Here is a 17,195-nt window from a genome sequence, read left to right on the forward strand (position 1 = left end):
AAATTTTCTGAAACCGCATTAATACACAAGATGTTAATTTTATAATCCTTTATAAATTACTAAACACTTCAGGATATGACCCCGACTTCGGAATTTCATATTTCACAACAAACACATAAACTAGAAAGACTCTCGCAAATTGCTTTTTCAGAGGGTTTTCCTTTGGCACTTTGGCAGTTGCCACAATCTACTGAAAAACAATTAATCATTGATCTTTCTGGAAGTACTCAACGCACAAAAATAGATTTAGATGAATTACCTGCTGGCTTTGTAATGAGTCCTTTTCAGGGAGAATCACTATTCCTTAGAGGTGATTTATACTATCGTTTTGATACGAATAATCATGAAGTTGAAGATGCTATCAAAGGTAAAACTCTTGAAGCAGAAGTGTTTGAACGAAAATATTTAGATTACTCGGAAGAAGATAAAGTAAATTCTCCGACAAAAAATAATATCAAAAACCAACAAGTTCACATTTCAGAAAGTACTTTAGAAAAATGGGATGGTGGATTATATAATGAAATGATTTTTGCAGAAATGGTTTCAAAAGCCATTATTGCCATTGAAAATGGTGAAATGCAAAAAGTAGTTTTATCAAGAACAAAAAATGTTACTTTACCCGAAAGTTTTGAAGTAATTGATGCTTTCCAGAAACTATGCAAGGCTTATCCAAATGCTTTTGTTTCTTTGGTATATTTACCAGAATTTGAAGCGATTTGGCTTGGAGCAACACCAGAAACCTTGGTTAGTGTAGATGCACAAGGCATTTTCAAAACGATGTCTTTAGCTGGTACTCAGTCTGCCATTGGCGATAATGGTGAAATGCTTTCGCCAATCAGTATTCGCTGGTCGCATAAAGAAATTGAAGAACAGGCTTTTGTGAGTAGATACGTTATTGAATGTTTCAAGAAAATTCGTTTGAGGGAATACTGCGAAAGTGGACCAAAAACAGTGCAAGCAGGTAATTTGATGCACTTGCGAACCGACTTTAAAGTTGATACAAAAGCACTTAATTTTCCTCAATTAGGAACAGTAATGCTTGAATTACTGCATCCAACTTCAGCAGTTTGTGGAATGCCTAAAAATGCAGCTTTGCGTTTGATTGCCGAAACAGAATTACACAATAGAGAGTTTTACAGCGGTTTTCTAGGCCCAGTAAACGTTCAAGATGAAAGTTATTTATTTGTAAACCTAAGAACGGTAAAAATTCAAGGCAATCATGCTACTTTTTTTGCAGGTTGTGGCATTACTGCTGATTCTAACCCAGTAAAAGAATGGTATGAAACAGAAATGAAAAGTCAGACTTTAATCAATATAATTCTGTAAAATCAGCCTAGTGTTTCATCGTGTAAGACTCTGATTTTTTTTCGATGTCACCAATTATCATCAATTTTACAATATCAATTCTAGCATCCGTCATTTCAATAATTTGGAAATTAAATGGATGAAAAATAATCGTTTCATTAATTTCTGGAATATCTTCATTAATACTGATAATCATACCACCTAAAGTATCATAATCACCTTCTGGAAGGTTCCAGTCATATTTATCATTCAAATAATCAATTTCTAATCTTGCAGAAAGTAAATACGTTTTATCTTCAAGTCGTTTTTCGGTAAGATTTTCATTGTCGTCGTATTCATCCTCAATTTCACCAAAAATCTGCTCCATTACATCTTCCATACTTACTAAACCTGCGGTACTTCCAAACTCATCAACCACTAAAGCAAGCGATTTATGTTCTTTAGAAAAACGGAATAATAAATCTTTCGCAGGCATTGCTTCAGGCACAATTGGAATAGGCGTTAAAATGCCCTGAATCTCTTTGGGTTTTTTGAATAAAGCCAAAGAATGACAATATCCTAAAACGTCCTCCATTGTTTCTTTGTAAATCAGTACTCTTGAATGACCACTTTCTACAAATACTTTTTTCAATTCCTCGATACCACCTTCAATATCCACACCCACAATATCTGTTCTTGGAATCATACAATCACGGACACGGACTTGCTTGAATTCAAGTGCATTATTGAAGATTTTAGTATCAACCTCTGCTTCTTCTTCTGTAGATGTTTTGCGGTTAAGATTTTGAAGATAATTGTTCAAATCTGTCAAACCAAAAGCAGGTCTTTCTTCTGAATATTCTAATCGTAAAATATTGTTAATAAACCATTTAGACAAACCAACAATTGCCCAAACTAATGGGTACATCAAAGTATAAACAATCAGAATAGGGATTGCCAATACTTCTAAAAAGCCATCGGGATTCAATAAAAAAATACTTTTAGGCGTAAATTCAGAAGTTGCTAAAATGATAACTGTACCAATAAAAGAAGCGATTAGACCAGCAGCAATACCCGAAATTGGCAAATACGCTTCTATTTCATGATGCAAATATCCTTCCATAAAAATACCGTAAGCTACCAAGGAAAGTGTATTTCCGATGAGCATCGTTCCGATAAATTTTGAAGGATTTTTTAGATAATTAGAAATTATCTGCCCTGTAATTACTCCTTGTTTGGCTTGGAGTTCAAAATAAAGTTTATTGGCAGATACAAAAGCCATTTCTACACCTGAAAAAAATGCCGAGGCGATAATGGCGATTATTATACTTAGTGCTTGTTGGGAGTCCATATTTTGGGTTAGGAGCTTAGAGATTTGCCTAACAAAATTGTTGTTTCTTTCTCAAATATAGAAAGAAATCTTTAAAATCACTTACTTTTTCCCTTTCAATAAAGCCTTTCTTTGAGCTTGTTTATCGTCTTTTGCTGTTTCGACAGGTTTGTTTTCTGCTTCTTTCTCTTCTTTTTTCAAACGAATTTGTTTAGAATATTGAAAGTAAAACAAACAAACCATGGCAAACATTAGGAATGAATAATGATAAAATATCTTATTCCAAAAGGTAGGTTCTAGCCCAGCTGGTAAACCTGCACGTAAATCTAAAATCCACATGATGATAAAACCAATGGCTGCAAATAGAAGAAGTATTTCTTTTTTACTCATGATAATCTTACATTTTAAGCTTTAAAATAATTATAAGCGTTTTGTTTAATACCAAAACGCTTATAATCTTTCCTTAAAAACCTTTATCTCTCATCAATTTGAATTCTCTGTATCTTCTGATGATTGCCATTACAAAACCAACAATTAATACCAAAGTTCCTAACCAAAGTAAATTGATTAATGGTTTCTGAATGGCTTTTAAGATGATAAAATCTCTTTGAGTCGTATTGATTGCAAAACCAAACTGACCAGTTTTAGGGTCAATATTAGTAAATTTAGCTCTTACGCCAATTTCGTCATTTTCAATCGCTGGCATGGCTACCAAACCTTCTTTAATCACAAAAATTGGATTTACTTCGTAAGGTCTGAAATCTTTGCCCATTACTTTTATCGTTGCTTGTACTGCAGCATCGTTTGGTCCTAGTGGCTTTCCTTCGTAAGTATCAACACGCTTTACTTGGTCTAAAACTGCTACATAGTCGTTCAAGAAGAAAGTGTCTTTCAACGCTACCGTAAAGTTTTCGGTTTTACTCCACTCCTTTTCTTCCAAATTTGGTGCTAAAGCAACATAAGTATAAAGGTCACCACCAATGGTATGTTTTAACGCTGGAGATGGTGCATTTCCCATTTTTTTATTAATCTGAAATCTTGGGAAAAGCGTCGTTATTTTTCCTTCTTTATCTCTGAAATCAATTTCATAGAATTTGTTTTCTGGAAAAACTGGTAAAGTATCACCTGCTGAATAATATTTTTTTCCTTGCTGAACGATGTCTTCCAAAGCTACTGCGTGGAAATCATTTTCAATCAATTCTACTTGTTTTGGATGAAGATATTCTGGCAATTCTCTTCCTTCTACTCTTACTCCTTTGTAAGTAAGGGTGTAATCACTCATTTCAGAAGGTGTATTCAACCAAAGAATTACGTTTTCTTTATTCTCTTTATCGTTGTCTTTCGTGAAAGCTTCATCTTTTTCAGAAATCGCAAAACCACTATTATTGATTGAAACGACTTTTGAATAACCCGAAGAAAACAAAATACCAAGAAGCATCATTGCTACACCAATATGCGTAACGGCTCCGCCTGATAATTTATAATTTCCTTTAAAAATATCTAGCAAAATAGCACCGTTCGTAATGATTGAGAAGATTCCAGCAAACAACAAAATAATATAAGTTGGCGTACCGAAAAAATCACCTACTTGTGCTTTTGTTGTAAAGAAAATCGCTACAAATGTTAAAATTAAGCTTAACAAAAGTGGTGTTAATAAATGTTTGCTAAGGGTTTCTTTTTTGATTTTTCTCCACCAAAATGATTGTCCAATTCCAGAGAAAATGGCGATTCCTACACCAAACCATAATTGAAATTTAGAATAATAAGTTGGGGCATCGGCTGGTGGTGCTAATTTTGAAACAAAGCCTAGTCCTTCAACAATTTTATTATAAACTGGCAATGAAGTAGCAGCAATAATCTGGAAAGACGACAAGCAGAGGGTGGTTGCTCCCATAAAAATCCAGAATTCACGACTATAAGTTGATACTTCTTTTTCGTCCGATGGAATATCTTTCCAACGAATTACCAATAAGACAATGGCAACAAACAAGAAAAATAACATGTAAATCAATAACTGACCAGAAAGCCCTAAATCAGTAAATGAGTGTACAGATGCTTCCCCTAAAATTCCACTTCTATTCAAGAAAGTAGAGTAAAGAACCAATACAAAAGTAGCAATCACTAAAATGTATGAAGTACGCAAAGCTGCTTCATTATTTTTATAAATAATCATGCAGTGAATTGCCGCTACTAATACTAACCAAGGCACAAATGAAGCATTTTCAACTGGATCCCAGTTCCAATATCCACCAAAGTTTAGCGTTTCATAAGCCCAGTACCCCCCCATGATAATACCAACGCCCAATACTAAAGCAGAAACCAGTGCCCAAGGCAAAGCTGGACGAATCCATGAACTAAATTCTTTTCTCCAAAGCCCTGCAATAGCATAAGCAAATGGAATTAAAGTAGTTGCAAAACCTAGAAATAAGGTTGGTGGGTGTATAACCATCCAATAGTTTTGAAGTAATGGATTTAAGCCATTACCATCTTCAGGAACGAAATCTGGTTTCATTGCCCAAACTGGCAAATCTGGCATGGCTTCACGCATTAATAAAAATGGTGATGAGCCAATTTTCAAATCAATTACGGGCAATACTACTCCCAAAATCATTGAACACAAAAACACTTGTACAGCACCAAAAATTGCCATTACTGGTGCTTCCCAATGTTTATTGGTATTGATTAATACAATTCCTAAAACGGCATGCCAGAATATCCAAAGCAAGAAACTACCTTCTTGCCCTTCCCAAAAACAGGAAATAATATAATAAACAGGTAATGCTTTTGAAGAGTGTGACCAAGCATAGTGGTATTCAAAATAATGCTTGTAAATAATAGTGTACAGTACTGAAATAATCCCGATAACAGCGGCTCCGTGTATATAAAATGCAAAACGAGAAAAACGTTTCCAAGAAGCTTGTTCTAATAAATCAGTGGTTTGTACCGATTTGAAGTAGCCAAATGTTGAAATTAATGATGCCACAAACGACAAAATAATAAACAAGTGACCAATATTTCCGATGGTTGTATGTAACATAAAGGGATTGGGGACTTCGGATTTCGGGTTTCGGATTTTTAAAGCCGAAATATTCTTTCCAAAATCGTTAATAAAAAGCTATCATAATATTCGATGGCTTCCTATACAAATTATAAAGATTATGACTGCTTTTCTGGTTTTGCTTCTTTAAATTCTACTTTACCATCTTGATATTTTGAAGGGCATTTAAGCAAGATTTTTTCACACTTAAAAACATTTCCATCCATGTTACCAATGATAACCATTTGTTCTGCTCTGCCCATATCTTGTGGTTTCGGAGCATTGTAAACTACTTTTTGTTCACGCCCATTGTTATCAATAAGCATAAATTCTAAGTGATTGGCATCAAGTGTTGGATTATAAACCAAATCTTGAATATTTCCAGTTGCATCTTTTTTCAATTTACCAACTACATGAACTTGGTCTTTATCGCCAGTTTTTGCCATGTTTTCAGCAACAGAAAAATCAACATAAGTACTTGCTTCAGTACCTGTTGAAACAAGAATTGCTACAGCAATAGCAATTATAATTAGTCCGATGATATGCGTCTTTTTCATATTTTTTAGTGATTAGTGATTGGTGATTAGCTATTTGTTTTTTAGAAAAATGGAGAATATGTACTTTGTTCTTCCTCTAAAATTTTAGGCTTTACAAAAACACTAATCACCAATTACTAATCACCAATCACCTTATTTTTTTAATTGTTTTTCTAATTTAGAAATCTTACTATCAAGGTTTATTAAGTAAACGATGATTCCAGCGAAAATGGTTGCAACAACTGCTACGACTACATAAATTCTACCATCAGCAAATAATTTATCAGCCATTTCTGGTTCACCAGCGGCATTATCTTGGGCAAAAAGGCTTACCGAAATAAGTAAGCAAATGATTAACGAAAGTGTCTTTTTCATATTTTTAATCTTGATTCAATGCTATCAATGTTCTTATTCTTAAACGAAGGCTGGTAATCCAGAAAGCTAAACAAATCCAACCGATACAGGCAGGATAAAAAACGATTCTCATCGTATGTTCAGTATCCATTGGTTTAAAACCTGGATTTCCACCATTTCCTGGATGAAGCGAATCGGTCATTCTTGGTAAAATAATCAATAATGGTATCAACAAAGCAACTGCAAAGATGTTATAAATCGCTGAAATTCTTGCCCTTTGCTGTTCATCTGTAAAAGAACCTCTAAGAATAACGTAGGCAAAATAAATTAATAAACCAATTGCTGCACCATTCAGTTTCACATCGTTTGTCCACCAAGTTCCCCAAGTATATCTTGCCCAAATACTTCCTGTTGCAATCCCAACAATTCCAAAAACAATGCCCGTATTGGCATATTCAGAAGCTTTGTCATCAAAACTAATAAGTGGATTACGAAGATATTGGATTGAATTCCATACCGAAACACTTAGCATGGCAAACATCGAAAACCACATCGGTACATGGAAATACAAATTACGAGCAGTTTCGTGAAGTATCGGTTGGCTAGGTATTCTACCCAGAAAACCCCAAATTACTACATAAGCCAATAGCACTACGGCCAAAATTTTATACCAGTTTTGTTTCATTATTTATTTGTGATTGAGTGAATTGTGAATGAGTGAATATTAATTCCCTCCTATTTTAGCACCCAGCTTACTACTATTTATTTCTGATTGAATTGAATTTTAAGAATAATTCTACAACTCTTCAATCACCATTTTTTAATTTCAATTGTATAAATCTTCAAAGTAAAAAAACTTCTCCTACTGCTAAACTATAATCTTTAATCTCACTTCATTTCTCTAAACACTTAAATTCTAAAATCTTACATCTTCCATCCTAAAATCCAAAATCTTTTATCTTGCCTCTTTCGTCCTAAAGTCCTAAAGTCTAAAAATCCTAAAGTCCTAAAGTCCTAAAGTCCAAAATCCTAAAGTCTCCCAAAAACTAACTTCTCCACAAAAAAGGGAAAAGAATCACACTCAAAACAAGTACGATGGCATCTATTGCCAAAAGCATGAATACTTCATCTAAACTACTCGCCCTATCCAGCCCATCCAAAGCATTTTTTGATATTTTCAATAACATTAAAAGCATTGGTAGAATAACTGGAAAACTAAGGATTGCCATCAAAGTAGCACTATTTTCAGCTTTTGAAGCAATTCCAGCAATCATTGTAAGCGTACTTGCAAAACCAACTGCCCCCAACACAATACTTGCTAAATACAAAGGCATATCTCCTACTGGATTTCCCATCACTACTGCATATACTCCAAAACCTGCCAAAGCCAACACTAACATCAAAAGTGTATTATAAACAATTTTTGAAAGAATAATTCCGACAGGACTCGCCAAAGTATAATAATACAAAAGCCTTCCGTAACGCTCTTGTGTAAAACTTTTAGCAATGGCATTCATTGCAGTGAATAATAAAATAATCCAAAAGAGCGTATTCCACGTAATTTTATCAATCTGATTGGCTTTCATTCGAAAAGATAAATAACAAACATACACTGTACTAACAATATAGAGTAACATGCCGTTTAAGGCATATTTCTGTCTTAGTTCAAGCGTAATTTCTTTTTCTATTAAAGCCTTAATCTCTTTAAACATTCTCGGGAATAGGCAAATGCCTACTTTCTGTATTTTTTTGCAAAGTTACGACACAAACAAAACGCTTGGTCACGAAACAAAATAATATTTTGATATTCCAAAATGATTTTAGTCATTAATTGTTTCTAATGAAGGAACTCTTTGTTAATTTGCATTTGTTTTAGAATAAGTCTAAATAAATCAATTTTAAAGAGGTAAGACTAACTGTTCGATTCCGATTATATCATTTGAGTATTTATTCAGTTTTTTACTGATGAAAACAAAGCCCATGAAAACCATTGCAGATTTAAAAATAGGAGAAAGAGGAGTTATTGTAAATTTCACAGACCAAGGTTTATCGTTGAAATTACTTGAAATGGGTTGCTTACCGGGTACTCAAGTCACCATGACACACATTGCCCCTTTCGGAGACCCTATCGCAGTAAAAGTTTCGGGCTATGTACTTTCTATGAGGTTAAATGAAGCCTCAACGATTGTAGTTGCCTAAAAAGTAATTAAACAATTTGATGATATTTGTATTTTCTTGATAAAAACAACTTGTCAAAAAGTAAAAATGACATTTGATGTTATTCAATTACTTAATTTTAAAGCTTCTTTATAAAAAGGATGCTCTCAAGAAATTGCCGTTAATTAATTTAAAAAATTGAAAAAATCTCCAAAAATAGCTCTCATCGGTAATCCAAACGCTGGGAAATCATCGTTATTTAACTCACTAACTGGGCTTCGTCAGAAAACAGGAAATTTCCCTGGAGTAACGATGGACAAACTCATTGGTAAGTGGAAATTAGAAACTGGGGATGAAGCCGAAATTCTGGATTTACCCGGCATCTACAGTATTTATCCAAAATCAATGGATGAACAAGTTGTAATCAACATTCTAGCCAACCCAAAACATCCCGACTATCCAGATTTAGCCATTGTTGTTGCTGACGCTTCCAACCTAAAACGTAACTTACTACTATTCAGCCAAGTACGTGACTTAGGGATTCCAACGGTATTGGCATTAAACATGATTGATGTTGCAGAAAATCAAGGTGTTGTTATCAATTCTGTGAAACTAGCTCGTGAACTGAATGTTGAAATTGCAGAGGTTAATGCAAAAAAAGGTATTGGATTAAACGGTTTGCGTTTGGCAGTCAATAAAACTTTAGCATCTGGCTATAATTCTAACGATTCACTTCCGATGTCTTATTCTAAAGAATTGGTAGAGGAAATCAAAGAAAAATATGGCGATACCGACGATTATCATGCTTTACTTTGGCTTTCGGAACATGACAATTTACGACAGTTCAATACCCAACAAAGAGTAGGTTTTGATGCACTTCAAGAAAAGTACGGTTGGATAACACAAGAAGCACAATCGAAAGAAACCATGGCAAGATATGCACAATTGAATGAAATTGTGGATAATTGTTTGCATGAAATGCCTGTTGAAGAAGAACCAGTAAATACTTGGACAGACCGACTTGATAAAATTTTCTTACATCGTTTCTGGGGTTATTTTATTTTCTTAGGTATTTTGTTTATCGTTTTTCAAGCAATTTTCACTTGGGCAACTTATCCAATGGATTTGATTGACGGTGGAATAGCTTCATTGAATGAATTCCTCAAAACACAACTTCCCGATTCAAAATTAACAGATTTACTCACCGATGGTTTGATTTCTGGTATTGGCGGTGTATTAATTTTCATTCCTCAGATTGCCTTTTTATTCTTGTTTATTTCCTTGTTAGAAGAAACAGGATATATGTCAAGAGTAATGTTTATCATGGATAAATTGATGCGTCGATTTGGTTTGAGTGGAAAATCTGTCGTGCCTTTAATTTCTAGTATTGCTTGTGCAGTACCAGCCATTATGAGTACCAGAAGCATCAGTTCTTGGAAAGACCGACTGATTACCATTATGGTAACGCCTTTGATGTCTTGTTCTGCACGCTTACCGATTTACACGGTATTAATCGCTTTGGTTGTACCAGAAACAAGCTCATTATTTGGTATCTTCAATTTACAAGGAGTAGCTCTTTTTGCTTTATATTTATTGGGTTTCTTTGTGGCTTTGTTCTCGGCTTGGATTATGAAGTTGTTATTAAAAGTACAAGAAAGAAGTTATTTCATCATGGAATTACCTTCTTATAAAGGACCAAGATTTTCACACGTTGCCATTACGATTTTAAATTCCACTAAAGCATTCGTGTTTGAAGCAGGTAAAATCATCGTAGCCATTTCAATTGTATTATGGGTTTTAGCAAGTTATGGCCCTGGAGATGCAATTGAACAAGCAGAAATTAAAGTAAAAGCAGAAAACCCAACACTTTCTGGGATTGAATTAGACAATAAGATAGCTTCCCAGAAATTAGAAAACTCTTATGCAGGTGTATTTGGAAAAGTAATTGAACCTGCAATCAAACCTTTAGGATATGATTGGAAAATCGGGATTGCTCTAATTACTTCTTTTGCTGCCCGTGAAGTATTCGTTGGAACGATGTCAACTATTTATAGTTTAGGCGGAGAAGTGGATGATGAAAATTCGACGGTGATGAACAGAATGCGTGCAGAAATTAATCCTGCAACTGGTAAGCCAATGTATGATACTGCATTAGGGTTTTCTTTATTGATTTTCTATGCTTTTGCGATGCAGTGTATGAGTACTCTGGCAGTTACTTATCGAGAAACAAAATCTTGGAAATACCCAGCCATTCAATTATTTTATATGACTGGTTTGGCTTATATTTCAGCATTTATCGTGTATCAAGTATTGAAATAATACTGCTAACAATCTTACAACAAAGAGCCTACCTTTTTAATTGAAGGTAGGCTCTTTGCTGTAAGATTAAAATAAATAATCATAAAACACTCAATACTTTAAACAATTTCCCATTCATGTTCAGGGAGATACTCTACCAACCCTTTTTCAGTTTTACCAACGGCTACTCTTCCTGATTTGAGGTATTCTAAAATTTCCCAGTTTTTCATGTACTGATAAAATTCTGCGATTTCTGTTTCTGTACCGTTCTTTTCAATCACCACGTAGTCAAGTCCCCAGTGAACTACTTTCGCATTCCAATCGAGGTTGATTTCTTTGATGTTCAAAGGCGAACCACCCAATGGCGTTGCCAATTTGAAAAGGGCGATTTCGTTGAAAACAATTTCATGGTCTAAATAACCAAAAACTGCTAATACGTCAACTACTTTACGAATCTGACGAACCAATTTTTCAACAGCCTCACGGCTTTCGTGGCGAATTACAATCGTAAATCTTGAAACACCTTTACGTTCGGTTTCACAAACATTCAAGGATTCAATATTTAATCTTCTCCTTGTAAAAATAATGGTAATTCGATTCAACAAACCAATGGTATTGGTTGTAAAAACGGATAATGTGTATGTTGTCATTTTTAACTTCTGAATTTAGATTTTAGCCAATCGAATAAACATGATAAGAGTAATCTGAAAAGAAGTAATTGACCGATTAAAAATCACTCAATCACAAATCTTTCATTCACTCAATAAATTTACTCTAGTCTAATTGCCGAAACACTTGCTCCTGCTGGAACCATTGGGAAAACATTTTCTTCTTTTTCACAAACAATTTCCAACAAATAAGGCTTATCTGATGCCAACAAAATATCTAAAGAATCTGATAAATTTGCTCTATCGCTCACGGTGTGTCCAGCAATACCAAAACCTTTTGCAATGGTAATAAAGTCAGGATTTTGTAATTCAACGAAAGAGTAGCGTTTTTCAAAAAACAATTGTTGCCATTGGCGAACCATTCCTAAGAAATTATTATTCAGGATAATAATCTTTACAGGCAAACCACTTTGTGCGATTGTTCCTAATTCTTGAAGTGTCATTTGGAAACCACCATCACCGATTATGGCAATTACTTCACGGTCTGGTGCACCAACTTTTGCACCAAATGCTGCTGGTAAAGCAAATCCCATTGTGCCTGCTCCACCTGAAGTAACCAATGAATTCCAAGTATTATATTGATAATAACGGTTTGTTACCATTTGGTGTTGACCAACATCCGTAACAGTTACCGCTTCACCTTTAGTTTTATTAGAAAGCATCGTAACAGCCTCTCCCATTCTGATTTTATCACCATCATGGAATACGTCACGCTTTGTAATCTTTTCAAATTCTGCTTCGTCGTACTTCTTAAACTCAGCTTTCCATGTTTCGTGTTTACGCTCTTTTACTAAAGGTAATAACGCTTTTAAAACTTGCTTGGCATCACCAATTACTGGTGCATCAGCAAAGACATTTTTATTAATTTCCGCTGGGTCAATATCAATATGAACAACTTTTGCCTGCTTGATGAATTTTGATAAATCGCCCGTAACACGGTCATCAAAACGCATACCTATTGCAATGATTAAATCTGCTTCATCCGTTAACACGTTTGCTCCATAGTTACCGTGCATACCCAACCAACCAATATAATTCGGATGGTCTGATGGTAAAGCCGACATACCCAATAATGTTGTAGCTACAGGAATATCCGTTTTACGAACAAAATCATCAAATTCTTGCTGGGCATTTGCAATTATAATCCCGTGACCTGCAAAAATATATGGCTTTTGTGCCGAATTAATCAATTTAGCTGCCGCTTCTACTTGCTCTTGTTTCGGAGTAAGTCGAGGACGATAACTTACAATTTCAGTACAAGGTTTGTATTCAAAGGGAATCGTCATCAAATCTGCTTGTGCAGTACGAGTAATGTCTAACAAAACAGGACCCGGACGACCAGACTCAGCAATATAAAAAGCTTTCGCCATTGCCTCAGGAATTTCGTTAGGGTCAGTAATTTGGTAGTTCCATTTCGTTACTGGCATCGACATTCCGATGATATCACATTCTTGGAAAGCATCAGTTCCTAACAAATTCGCTTTTACTTGTCCAACTAAACAAACCATCGGTGTTGAGTCTAATAAGGCATCAGCAATAGGTGTCATTAAGTTAGTTGCTCCTGGGCCAGAAGTTACCATGGCAACCCCAGCACGACCCGTCATACGAGCAAAACCTTGAGCTGCGTGACCAGCACCTTGTTCATGACGGACAAGAATATGTTTGATTCTATCTTGATAATCGTAGAGGGCATCATACGTTGGCATGATTGCACCACCCGGATAACCAAAAATGGTTTTTACATTATTTTCAACCAAGCATTGCATGATTGCTTGTGCTCCTGTCAAAAACTTAGCAGGTTCAGCTTTCTTTTCCTCTACGGTCATGGTTTGTGAGTTTTCCATGGTTAACATTATTTATTTTTGATGAATAAATATCTTTTGTGGTTTTGTTCATTTAAAGCTTAACAAGATTCCTACAAATCCGTCACACAACCTTCGCTTGCTGATGAAACATTTTTCACATATTTACGCAATACTCCTTGCTTAAATGGTGACTCGATTGGTTTCCAAAGCTTACGTCTTTCTGCTAATTCTTCGTCAGAAACATGTACATGAAGAATGTTATTTACAGCATCAATCGTAATCAAATCTCCGTCTTTTACTAAACCGATATTGCCACCTACTTGAGCTTCTGGCGTAACGTGTCCAACGACGAAACCATGTGTACCGCCTGAGAAACGTCCATCGGTAATCATCGCTACTTTATTTCCTAAACCTGCACCCATTACAGCTGAAGTAGGTTTCAACATTTCTGGCATTCCTGGACCTCCTTTTGGTCCTTCGTTACGAATTACAACTACTTGTCCTTCTACGATTTCACCTTTCTTTAAGTATTCAATTACTTCTTCTTCATTTTCACATACTTTGGCTACACCTTCAAATTTTTCACCTTCTTTTCCTGTGATTTTTGCTAATGCACCACCAGTGGCTAAATTGCCATATAAGATTTGTAAGTGACCAGTCGCTTTGATAGGCTCTGTTAAAGGCTTGATAATCTTCTGAGTTTCAAAATTAATTTCAGGAATTTCAGCTAAATTTTCAGCAATTGTTTTGCCCGTAATCGTCATACAATCACCATGCAATAAACCTTCTTGTAATAAATATTTCATTACAGCAGGAACACCACCAATTGCCAACATATCTTCCATATAATATTTTCCAGAAGGCTTCAAGTCGGCGATGAGTGGAGTACGGTCTGAAATATCTTGAATATCTTTCAAAGTAAAATCAACTTCTGCGGCACGAGCAATGGCCAAGTAATGAAGTACTGCATTCGTAGAACCACCCAATGCAATTACAACAGTCATTGCATTTTCAAATGCTTTACGAGTCATAATATCACGAGGGCAAATGTTTTTCTCCAACAAGTTTTTCATCGCTGCACCAATGGCTAAACACTCAGCTTTTTTGCCTTCGTGAGTAGCTGGATATGATGAAGAGTTTGGTAAAGTTAAGCCCATTGCTTCCATTGAAGATGCCATTGTATTAGCCGTGTACATACCGCCACAAGCACCAGCACCCGGAATCGCATTTTTAATTACGCCTTCATAATCTTCATCAGAAATATTGCCTGCGAATTTCTTTCCTAAAGCTTCAAAAGCCGAAACAATGTCTAATTTTTGTCCTTTGTATTCTCCAGAACGAATTGTTCCACCATACACTAACATTGCTGGGCGGTTCAAGCGAGCGATTGCCATCATTGCACCAGGCATATTTTTATCGCAACCTACTACGGCAATTACGCCATCGTACCATTGTGCTCCTACTACGTTTTCGATTGAATCAGCAATTAAATCACGAGAAGGCAATGAATAAGACATCCCATTGTTTCCATTCGTCATCCCATCAGAAACCCCAATTGTATGAAAAATCAAACCTACCATGCCATTTTCTTGGATTCCTTTTTTCACATGAACCGATAAACCATTGAGGTGCATGTTACAAGTATTTCCTTCATAACCCGTACTGGCAATACCAATCTGAGCTTTTTGCATATCTTCAGTAGTTAAGCCAATGCCGTAAAGCATTGCTTTTGCTGCTGGGTTTGTTACTTCTTGTGTAAGGGTTCTTGAGAATTTGTTTAGTTCTTGTGACATCTTGAATTGAAATGTTTTGAATCAGCATTTAGTGTTTTCACTAAATTGTAACATGATTACTTGGTTAAATTATTTTATCAAAAATGAGATTTGTACTTTATCCGCTTTTTTTACACTTTTCTAAGAATGAAAATCCTTTTAAACAAAAGACCTTTCTCCGGTGTGAGAAAGGTCTTGGTATAGTAAAAATATCAAACCGTCTCACACCTGTTTGGGGAGTAGAATAACCACTAGGACGATATTGATAATTTGTCTGAACATCTTTTCTTAGAATTTTTTTCTAGCGAAATTTCGCTATTGCTTCTTTGTTTACTTGACAAATATACAGGAGTTAATTTCTTAATTCCAAAGAAACACCAAATAATATTTTAGTAATAAATACTTATACCAATTATTATTTTCTGAATAAACCTTTCGCTTCAAAAGATAATTCTTTAAATAGTTAAAATTATTAGGTTTTATTTTGCAAAACTTTTAAGATTCCAGAGAAAATATTTTTATCTAAATTGCCTATTTTTCATTTAGCGAAATTTCGCTAAATGAAAAATAGGCAATAAATTTCAGTGTCTGATTTTAGTACTTTAATATTTAAAGACAAAAAGAAGAAAGTAACAGCAATGATTCGCTATTTCTTAACCTTTAGAAATCTAAATAAACAATGACAAAGCCTATCAAAGTACATGGCTATTTATATTACATTTGTATAATATGAATACAGCTCATTTATGTTTTCATTTGAAAGCGATTTACAAAACAACCAAGCATTATTTCAACAATATATAAACGATTTCAAAACTCCCCTGAATTTTATTTATAATGACTTACCTTGCAAATCCTGCTCGATACGACCAAACGGGTAGCCGACCGATGGAATTTCGCCGTTGTGGCAATAGTGGCTTACAATTACCTGCTATTTCTTTAGGTTTATGGCATAATTTCGGTGGTGTTGATGTCTTTGAAAACTACCGTGCTATTCTTCAAACAGCTTTCGATAATGGCGTAACGCATTTCGATTTAGCCAATAATTATGGCCCGCCTCCAGGTTCTGCCGAAGAGAATTTTGGCGTAATCATGAAAAAAGACTTCATTCCTTATCGTGATGAACTTGTAATTTCTACCAAAGCGGGTTACTTAATGTGGCCTGGGCCTTACGGCGATTGGGGTTCAAAAAAATACTTGGTGTCTAGTCTCGACCAAAGTTTAAAACGCATGGGTTTAGACTATGTGGATATTTTTTATCATCACCGTCCAGACCCAAATACGCCACTGGAAGAAACTATGGCGGCTTTAGACTTAATCGTGAGACAAGGAAAAGCTTTGTATGTTGGTATTTCTAATTATCAAGCAGAAGAAGCTGAAAAAGCCATCGCCATTCTGAATAGATTAGGTACTCCTTGTTTAATTCACCAACCTAAATATTCGATGTTTGAACGCTGGGTTGAAGGTGGCTTATTAGATGTACTCGGTCGTGAAGGCGTGGGTTGTATTCCTTTTTCCCCTTTGGCTCAAGGACTTTTAACCGACAAATATTTAAAAGGAATTCCAAGTGATTCGAGAGCTTCTAAAGCACATGGCTTTTTACAGACCAGTCAAGTGACGCCAGAAGTAATTGTTAAATTAGAAAAACTCAACGCAATTGCTTTGGAACGTGGACAATCTTTGGCACAAATGGCTTTGGCTTGGTTATTAAAAGATGCAAGAGTTACTTCGGTGTTAATTGGTGCAAGTAGAGTTTCACAATTATTAGATTCTTTAGATTGCTTGAAAAATAAAAATTTCAGCCAAGAAGAATTAACCAAGATTGAAGAGATTTTGAAGTAGCTTTTAAGCCATGAGCCATGAGCTTTGAGGTACTGTCTTAAAATCCTATTATTTGATTATAATTATTTTTATATTTGCTATTCTTGAAGGAGAGGTTGCTTTGCAACTTCAT

General features: G+C 35.1%; 14 protein-coding genes. 4 read left to right on the plus strand and 10 right to left on the minus strand.

Annotated elements, in window-relative coordinates; genetic code table 11:
- The first annotated feature begins 75 nt into the window (after positions 1-75).
- Positions 76-1,326, plus strand: a complete 1,251-nt coding sequence (locus tag HNP25_RS13510; RefSeq protein WP_184134903.1) for a chorismate-binding protein — start codon at positions 76-78, stop codon at positions 1,324-1,326.
- Positions 1,327-1,333: 7 nt separating this feature from the next.
- On the opposite strand, the gene HNP25_RS13515 is transcribed toward HNP25_RS13510, so the two are convergent.
- The 7 genes from HNP25_RS13515 to HNP25_RS13545 form a co-directional block, all read right to left on the minus strand.
- Complete coding sequence (locus HNP25_RS13515; protein WP_184134905.1) at positions 1,334-2,635, minus strand: hemolysin family protein; 1,302 nt, start codon at positions 2,633-2,635, stop codon at positions 1,334-1,336.
- Positions 2,636-2,716: 81 nt separating this feature from the next.
- A complete protein-coding gene (locus tag HNP25_RS13520) occupies positions 2,717-3,004 on the minus strand; it encodes a hypothetical protein (protein ID WP_184134906.1) in 288 nt (95 codons plus the stop codon).
- A gap of 73 nt (positions 3,005-3,077) precedes the next feature.
- Positions 3,078-5,651 carry a cytochrome c biogenesis protein CcsA gene (ccsA, locus tag HNP25_RS13525; RefSeq protein ID WP_184134912.1) on the minus strand — a complete coding sequence of 858 codons (2,574 nt, stop codon included), beginning with the start codon at positions 5,649-5,651 and terminating at the stop codon, positions 3,078-3,080.
- Between the two features lie 119 nt (positions 5,652-5,770).
- Positions 5,771-6,208, minus strand: a complete 438-nt coding sequence (locus HNP25_RS13530; RefSeq protein ID WP_184134914.1) for a cytochrome c maturation protein CcmE domain-containing protein — start codon at positions 6,206-6,208, stop codon at positions 5,771-5,773.
- Between the two features lie 132 nt (positions 6,209-6,340).
- Positions 6,341-6,562 carry a CcmD family protein gene (locus HNP25_RS13535; RefSeq protein ID WP_184134915.1) on the minus strand — a complete coding sequence of 74 codons (222 nt, stop codon included), beginning with the start codon at positions 6,560-6,562 and terminating at the stop codon, positions 6,341-6,343.
- 4 nt (positions 6,563-6,566) lie between these two features.
- Positions 6,567-7,226 (minus strand): cytochrome c biogenesis protein, encoded by a 660-nt coding sequence (gene ccsA / locus HNP25_RS13540; RefSeq protein ID WP_184134921.1) that lies wholly within the window; start codon positions 7,224-7,226, stop codon positions 6,567-6,569.
- Between the two features lie 361 nt (positions 7,227-7,587).
- Positions 7,588-8,253: a heme exporter protein CcmB gene (locus HNP25_RS13545; protein ID WP_184134922.1), complete on the minus strand. Its 666-nt coding sequence runs from the start codon at positions 8,251-8,253 to the stop codon at positions 7,588-7,590.
- Positions 8,254-8,521: 268 nt separating this feature from the next.
- On the opposite strand from HNP25_RS13545, the gene HNP25_RS13550 reads away from it, so the two are divergent.
- Positions 8,522-8,740 (plus strand): FeoA family protein, encoded by a 219-nt coding sequence (locus HNP25_RS13550; protein ID WP_184134924.1) that lies wholly within the window; start codon positions 8,522-8,524, stop codon positions 8,738-8,740.
- Between the two features lie 156 nt (positions 8,741-8,896).
- Positions 8,897-11,017, plus strand: coding sequence for a ferrous iron transport protein B (gene feoB, locus HNP25_RS13555; RefSeq protein ID WP_184134926.1), 2,121 nt, complete (start codon positions 8,897-8,899; stop codon positions 11,015-11,017).
- A 98-nt stretch (positions 11,018-11,115) separates the two neighbouring features.
- Here the strand turns inward: feoB and ilvN are convergent, their stop codons facing one another.
- From ilvN to ilvD, 3 genes are all read right to left on the minus strand, one after another.
- The gene (gene ilvN, locus HNP25_RS13560) at positions 11,116-11,646 is read right to left on the minus strand and encodes an acetolactate synthase small subunit (RefSeq protein ID WP_184134927.1); all 531 of its coding nucleotides are present in this window, start codon (positions 11,644-11,646) and stop codon (positions 11,116-11,118) included.
- Positions 11,647-11,765: 119 nt separating this feature from the next.
- Complete coding sequence (ilvB, locus tag HNP25_RS13565; protein WP_184134929.1) at positions 11,766-13,508, minus strand: biosynthetic-type acetolactate synthase large subunit; 1,743 nt, start codon at positions 13,506-13,508, stop codon at positions 11,766-11,768.
- 71 nt (positions 13,509-13,579) lie between these two features.
- Complete coding sequence (gene ilvD, locus HNP25_RS13570) at positions 13,580-15,262, minus strand: dihydroxy-acid dehydratase (RefSeq protein ID WP_184134931.1); 1,683 nt, start codon at positions 15,260-15,262, stop codon at positions 13,580-13,582.
- Positions 15,263-16,078: 816 nt separating this feature from the next.
- On the opposite strand from ilvD, the gene mgrA reads away from it, so the two are divergent.
- Positions 16,079-17,083 (plus strand): L-glyceraldehyde 3-phosphate reductase, encoded by a 1,005-nt coding sequence (gene mgrA / locus HNP25_RS13575; protein WP_184134932.1) that lies wholly within the window; start codon positions 16,079-16,081, stop codon positions 17,081-17,083.
- The last annotated feature ends 112 nt before the right edge of the window (positions 17,084-17,195 follow it).

Origin of the sequence: Arcicella rosea (assembly GCF_014204325.1) — a bacterium.
Lineage (GTDB): Bacteria > Bacteroidota > Bacteroidia > Cytophagales > Spirosomataceae > Arcicella > Arcicella rosea_A.

What these genes read in the sequence shown, in the direction of transcription:
- HNP25_RS13535 (WP_184134915.1), bottom strand. Translation starts at nt 6,562, where the DNA reads ATGAAAAAGACACTTTCGTTAATCATTTGCTTACTTATTTCGGTAAGC.
- HNP25_RS13515 (WP_184134905.1), bottom strand. Translation starts at nt 2,635, where the DNA reads ATGGACTCCCAACAAGCACTAAGTATAATAATCGCCATTATCGCCTCG.
- HNP25_RS13510 (WP_184134903.1), top strand. Translation starts at nt 76, where the DNA reads ATGACCCCGACTTCGGAATTTCATATTTCACAACAAACACATAAACTA.
- HNP25_RS13520 (WP_184134906.1), bottom strand. Translation starts at nt 3,004, where the DNA reads ATGAGTAAAAAAGAAATACTTCTTCTATTTGCAGCCATTGGTTTTATC.
- ilvB (WP_184134929.1), bottom strand. Translation starts at nt 13,508, where the DNA reads ATGGAAAACTCACAAACCATGACCGTAGAGGAAAAGAAAGCTGAACCT.
- mgrA (WP_184134932.1), top strand. Translation starts at nt 16,079, where the DNA reads ATGACTTACCTTGCAAATCCTGCTCGATACGACCAAACGGGTAGCCGA.
- ilvN (WP_184134927.1), bottom strand. Translation starts at nt 11,646, where the DNA reads ATGACAACATACACATTATCCGTTTTTACAACCAATACCATTGGTTTG.
- HNP25_RS13550 (WP_184134924.1), top strand. Translation starts at nt 8,522, where the DNA reads ATGAAAACCATTGCAGATTTAAAAATAGGAGAAAGAGGAGTTATTGTA.
- ilvD (WP_184134931.1), bottom strand. Translation starts at nt 15,262, where the DNA reads ATGTCACAAGAACTAAACAAATTCTCAAGAACCCTTACACAAGAAGTA.
- ccsA (WP_184134912.1), bottom strand. Translation starts at nt 5,651, where the DNA reads ATGTTACATACAACCATCGGAAATATTGGTCACTTGTTTATTATTTTG.
- HNP25_RS13545 (WP_184134922.1), bottom strand. Translation starts at nt 8,253, where the DNA reads ATGTTTAAAGAGATTAAGGCTTTAATAGAAAAAGAAATTACGCTTGAA.
- HNP25_RS13530 (WP_184134914.1), bottom strand. Translation starts at nt 6,208, where the DNA reads ATGAAAAAGACGCATATCATCGGACTAATTATAATTGCTATTGCTGTA.
- ccsA (WP_184134921.1), bottom strand. Translation starts at nt 7,226, where the DNA reads ATGAAACAAAACTGGTATAAAATTTTGGCCGTAGTGCTATTGGCTTAT.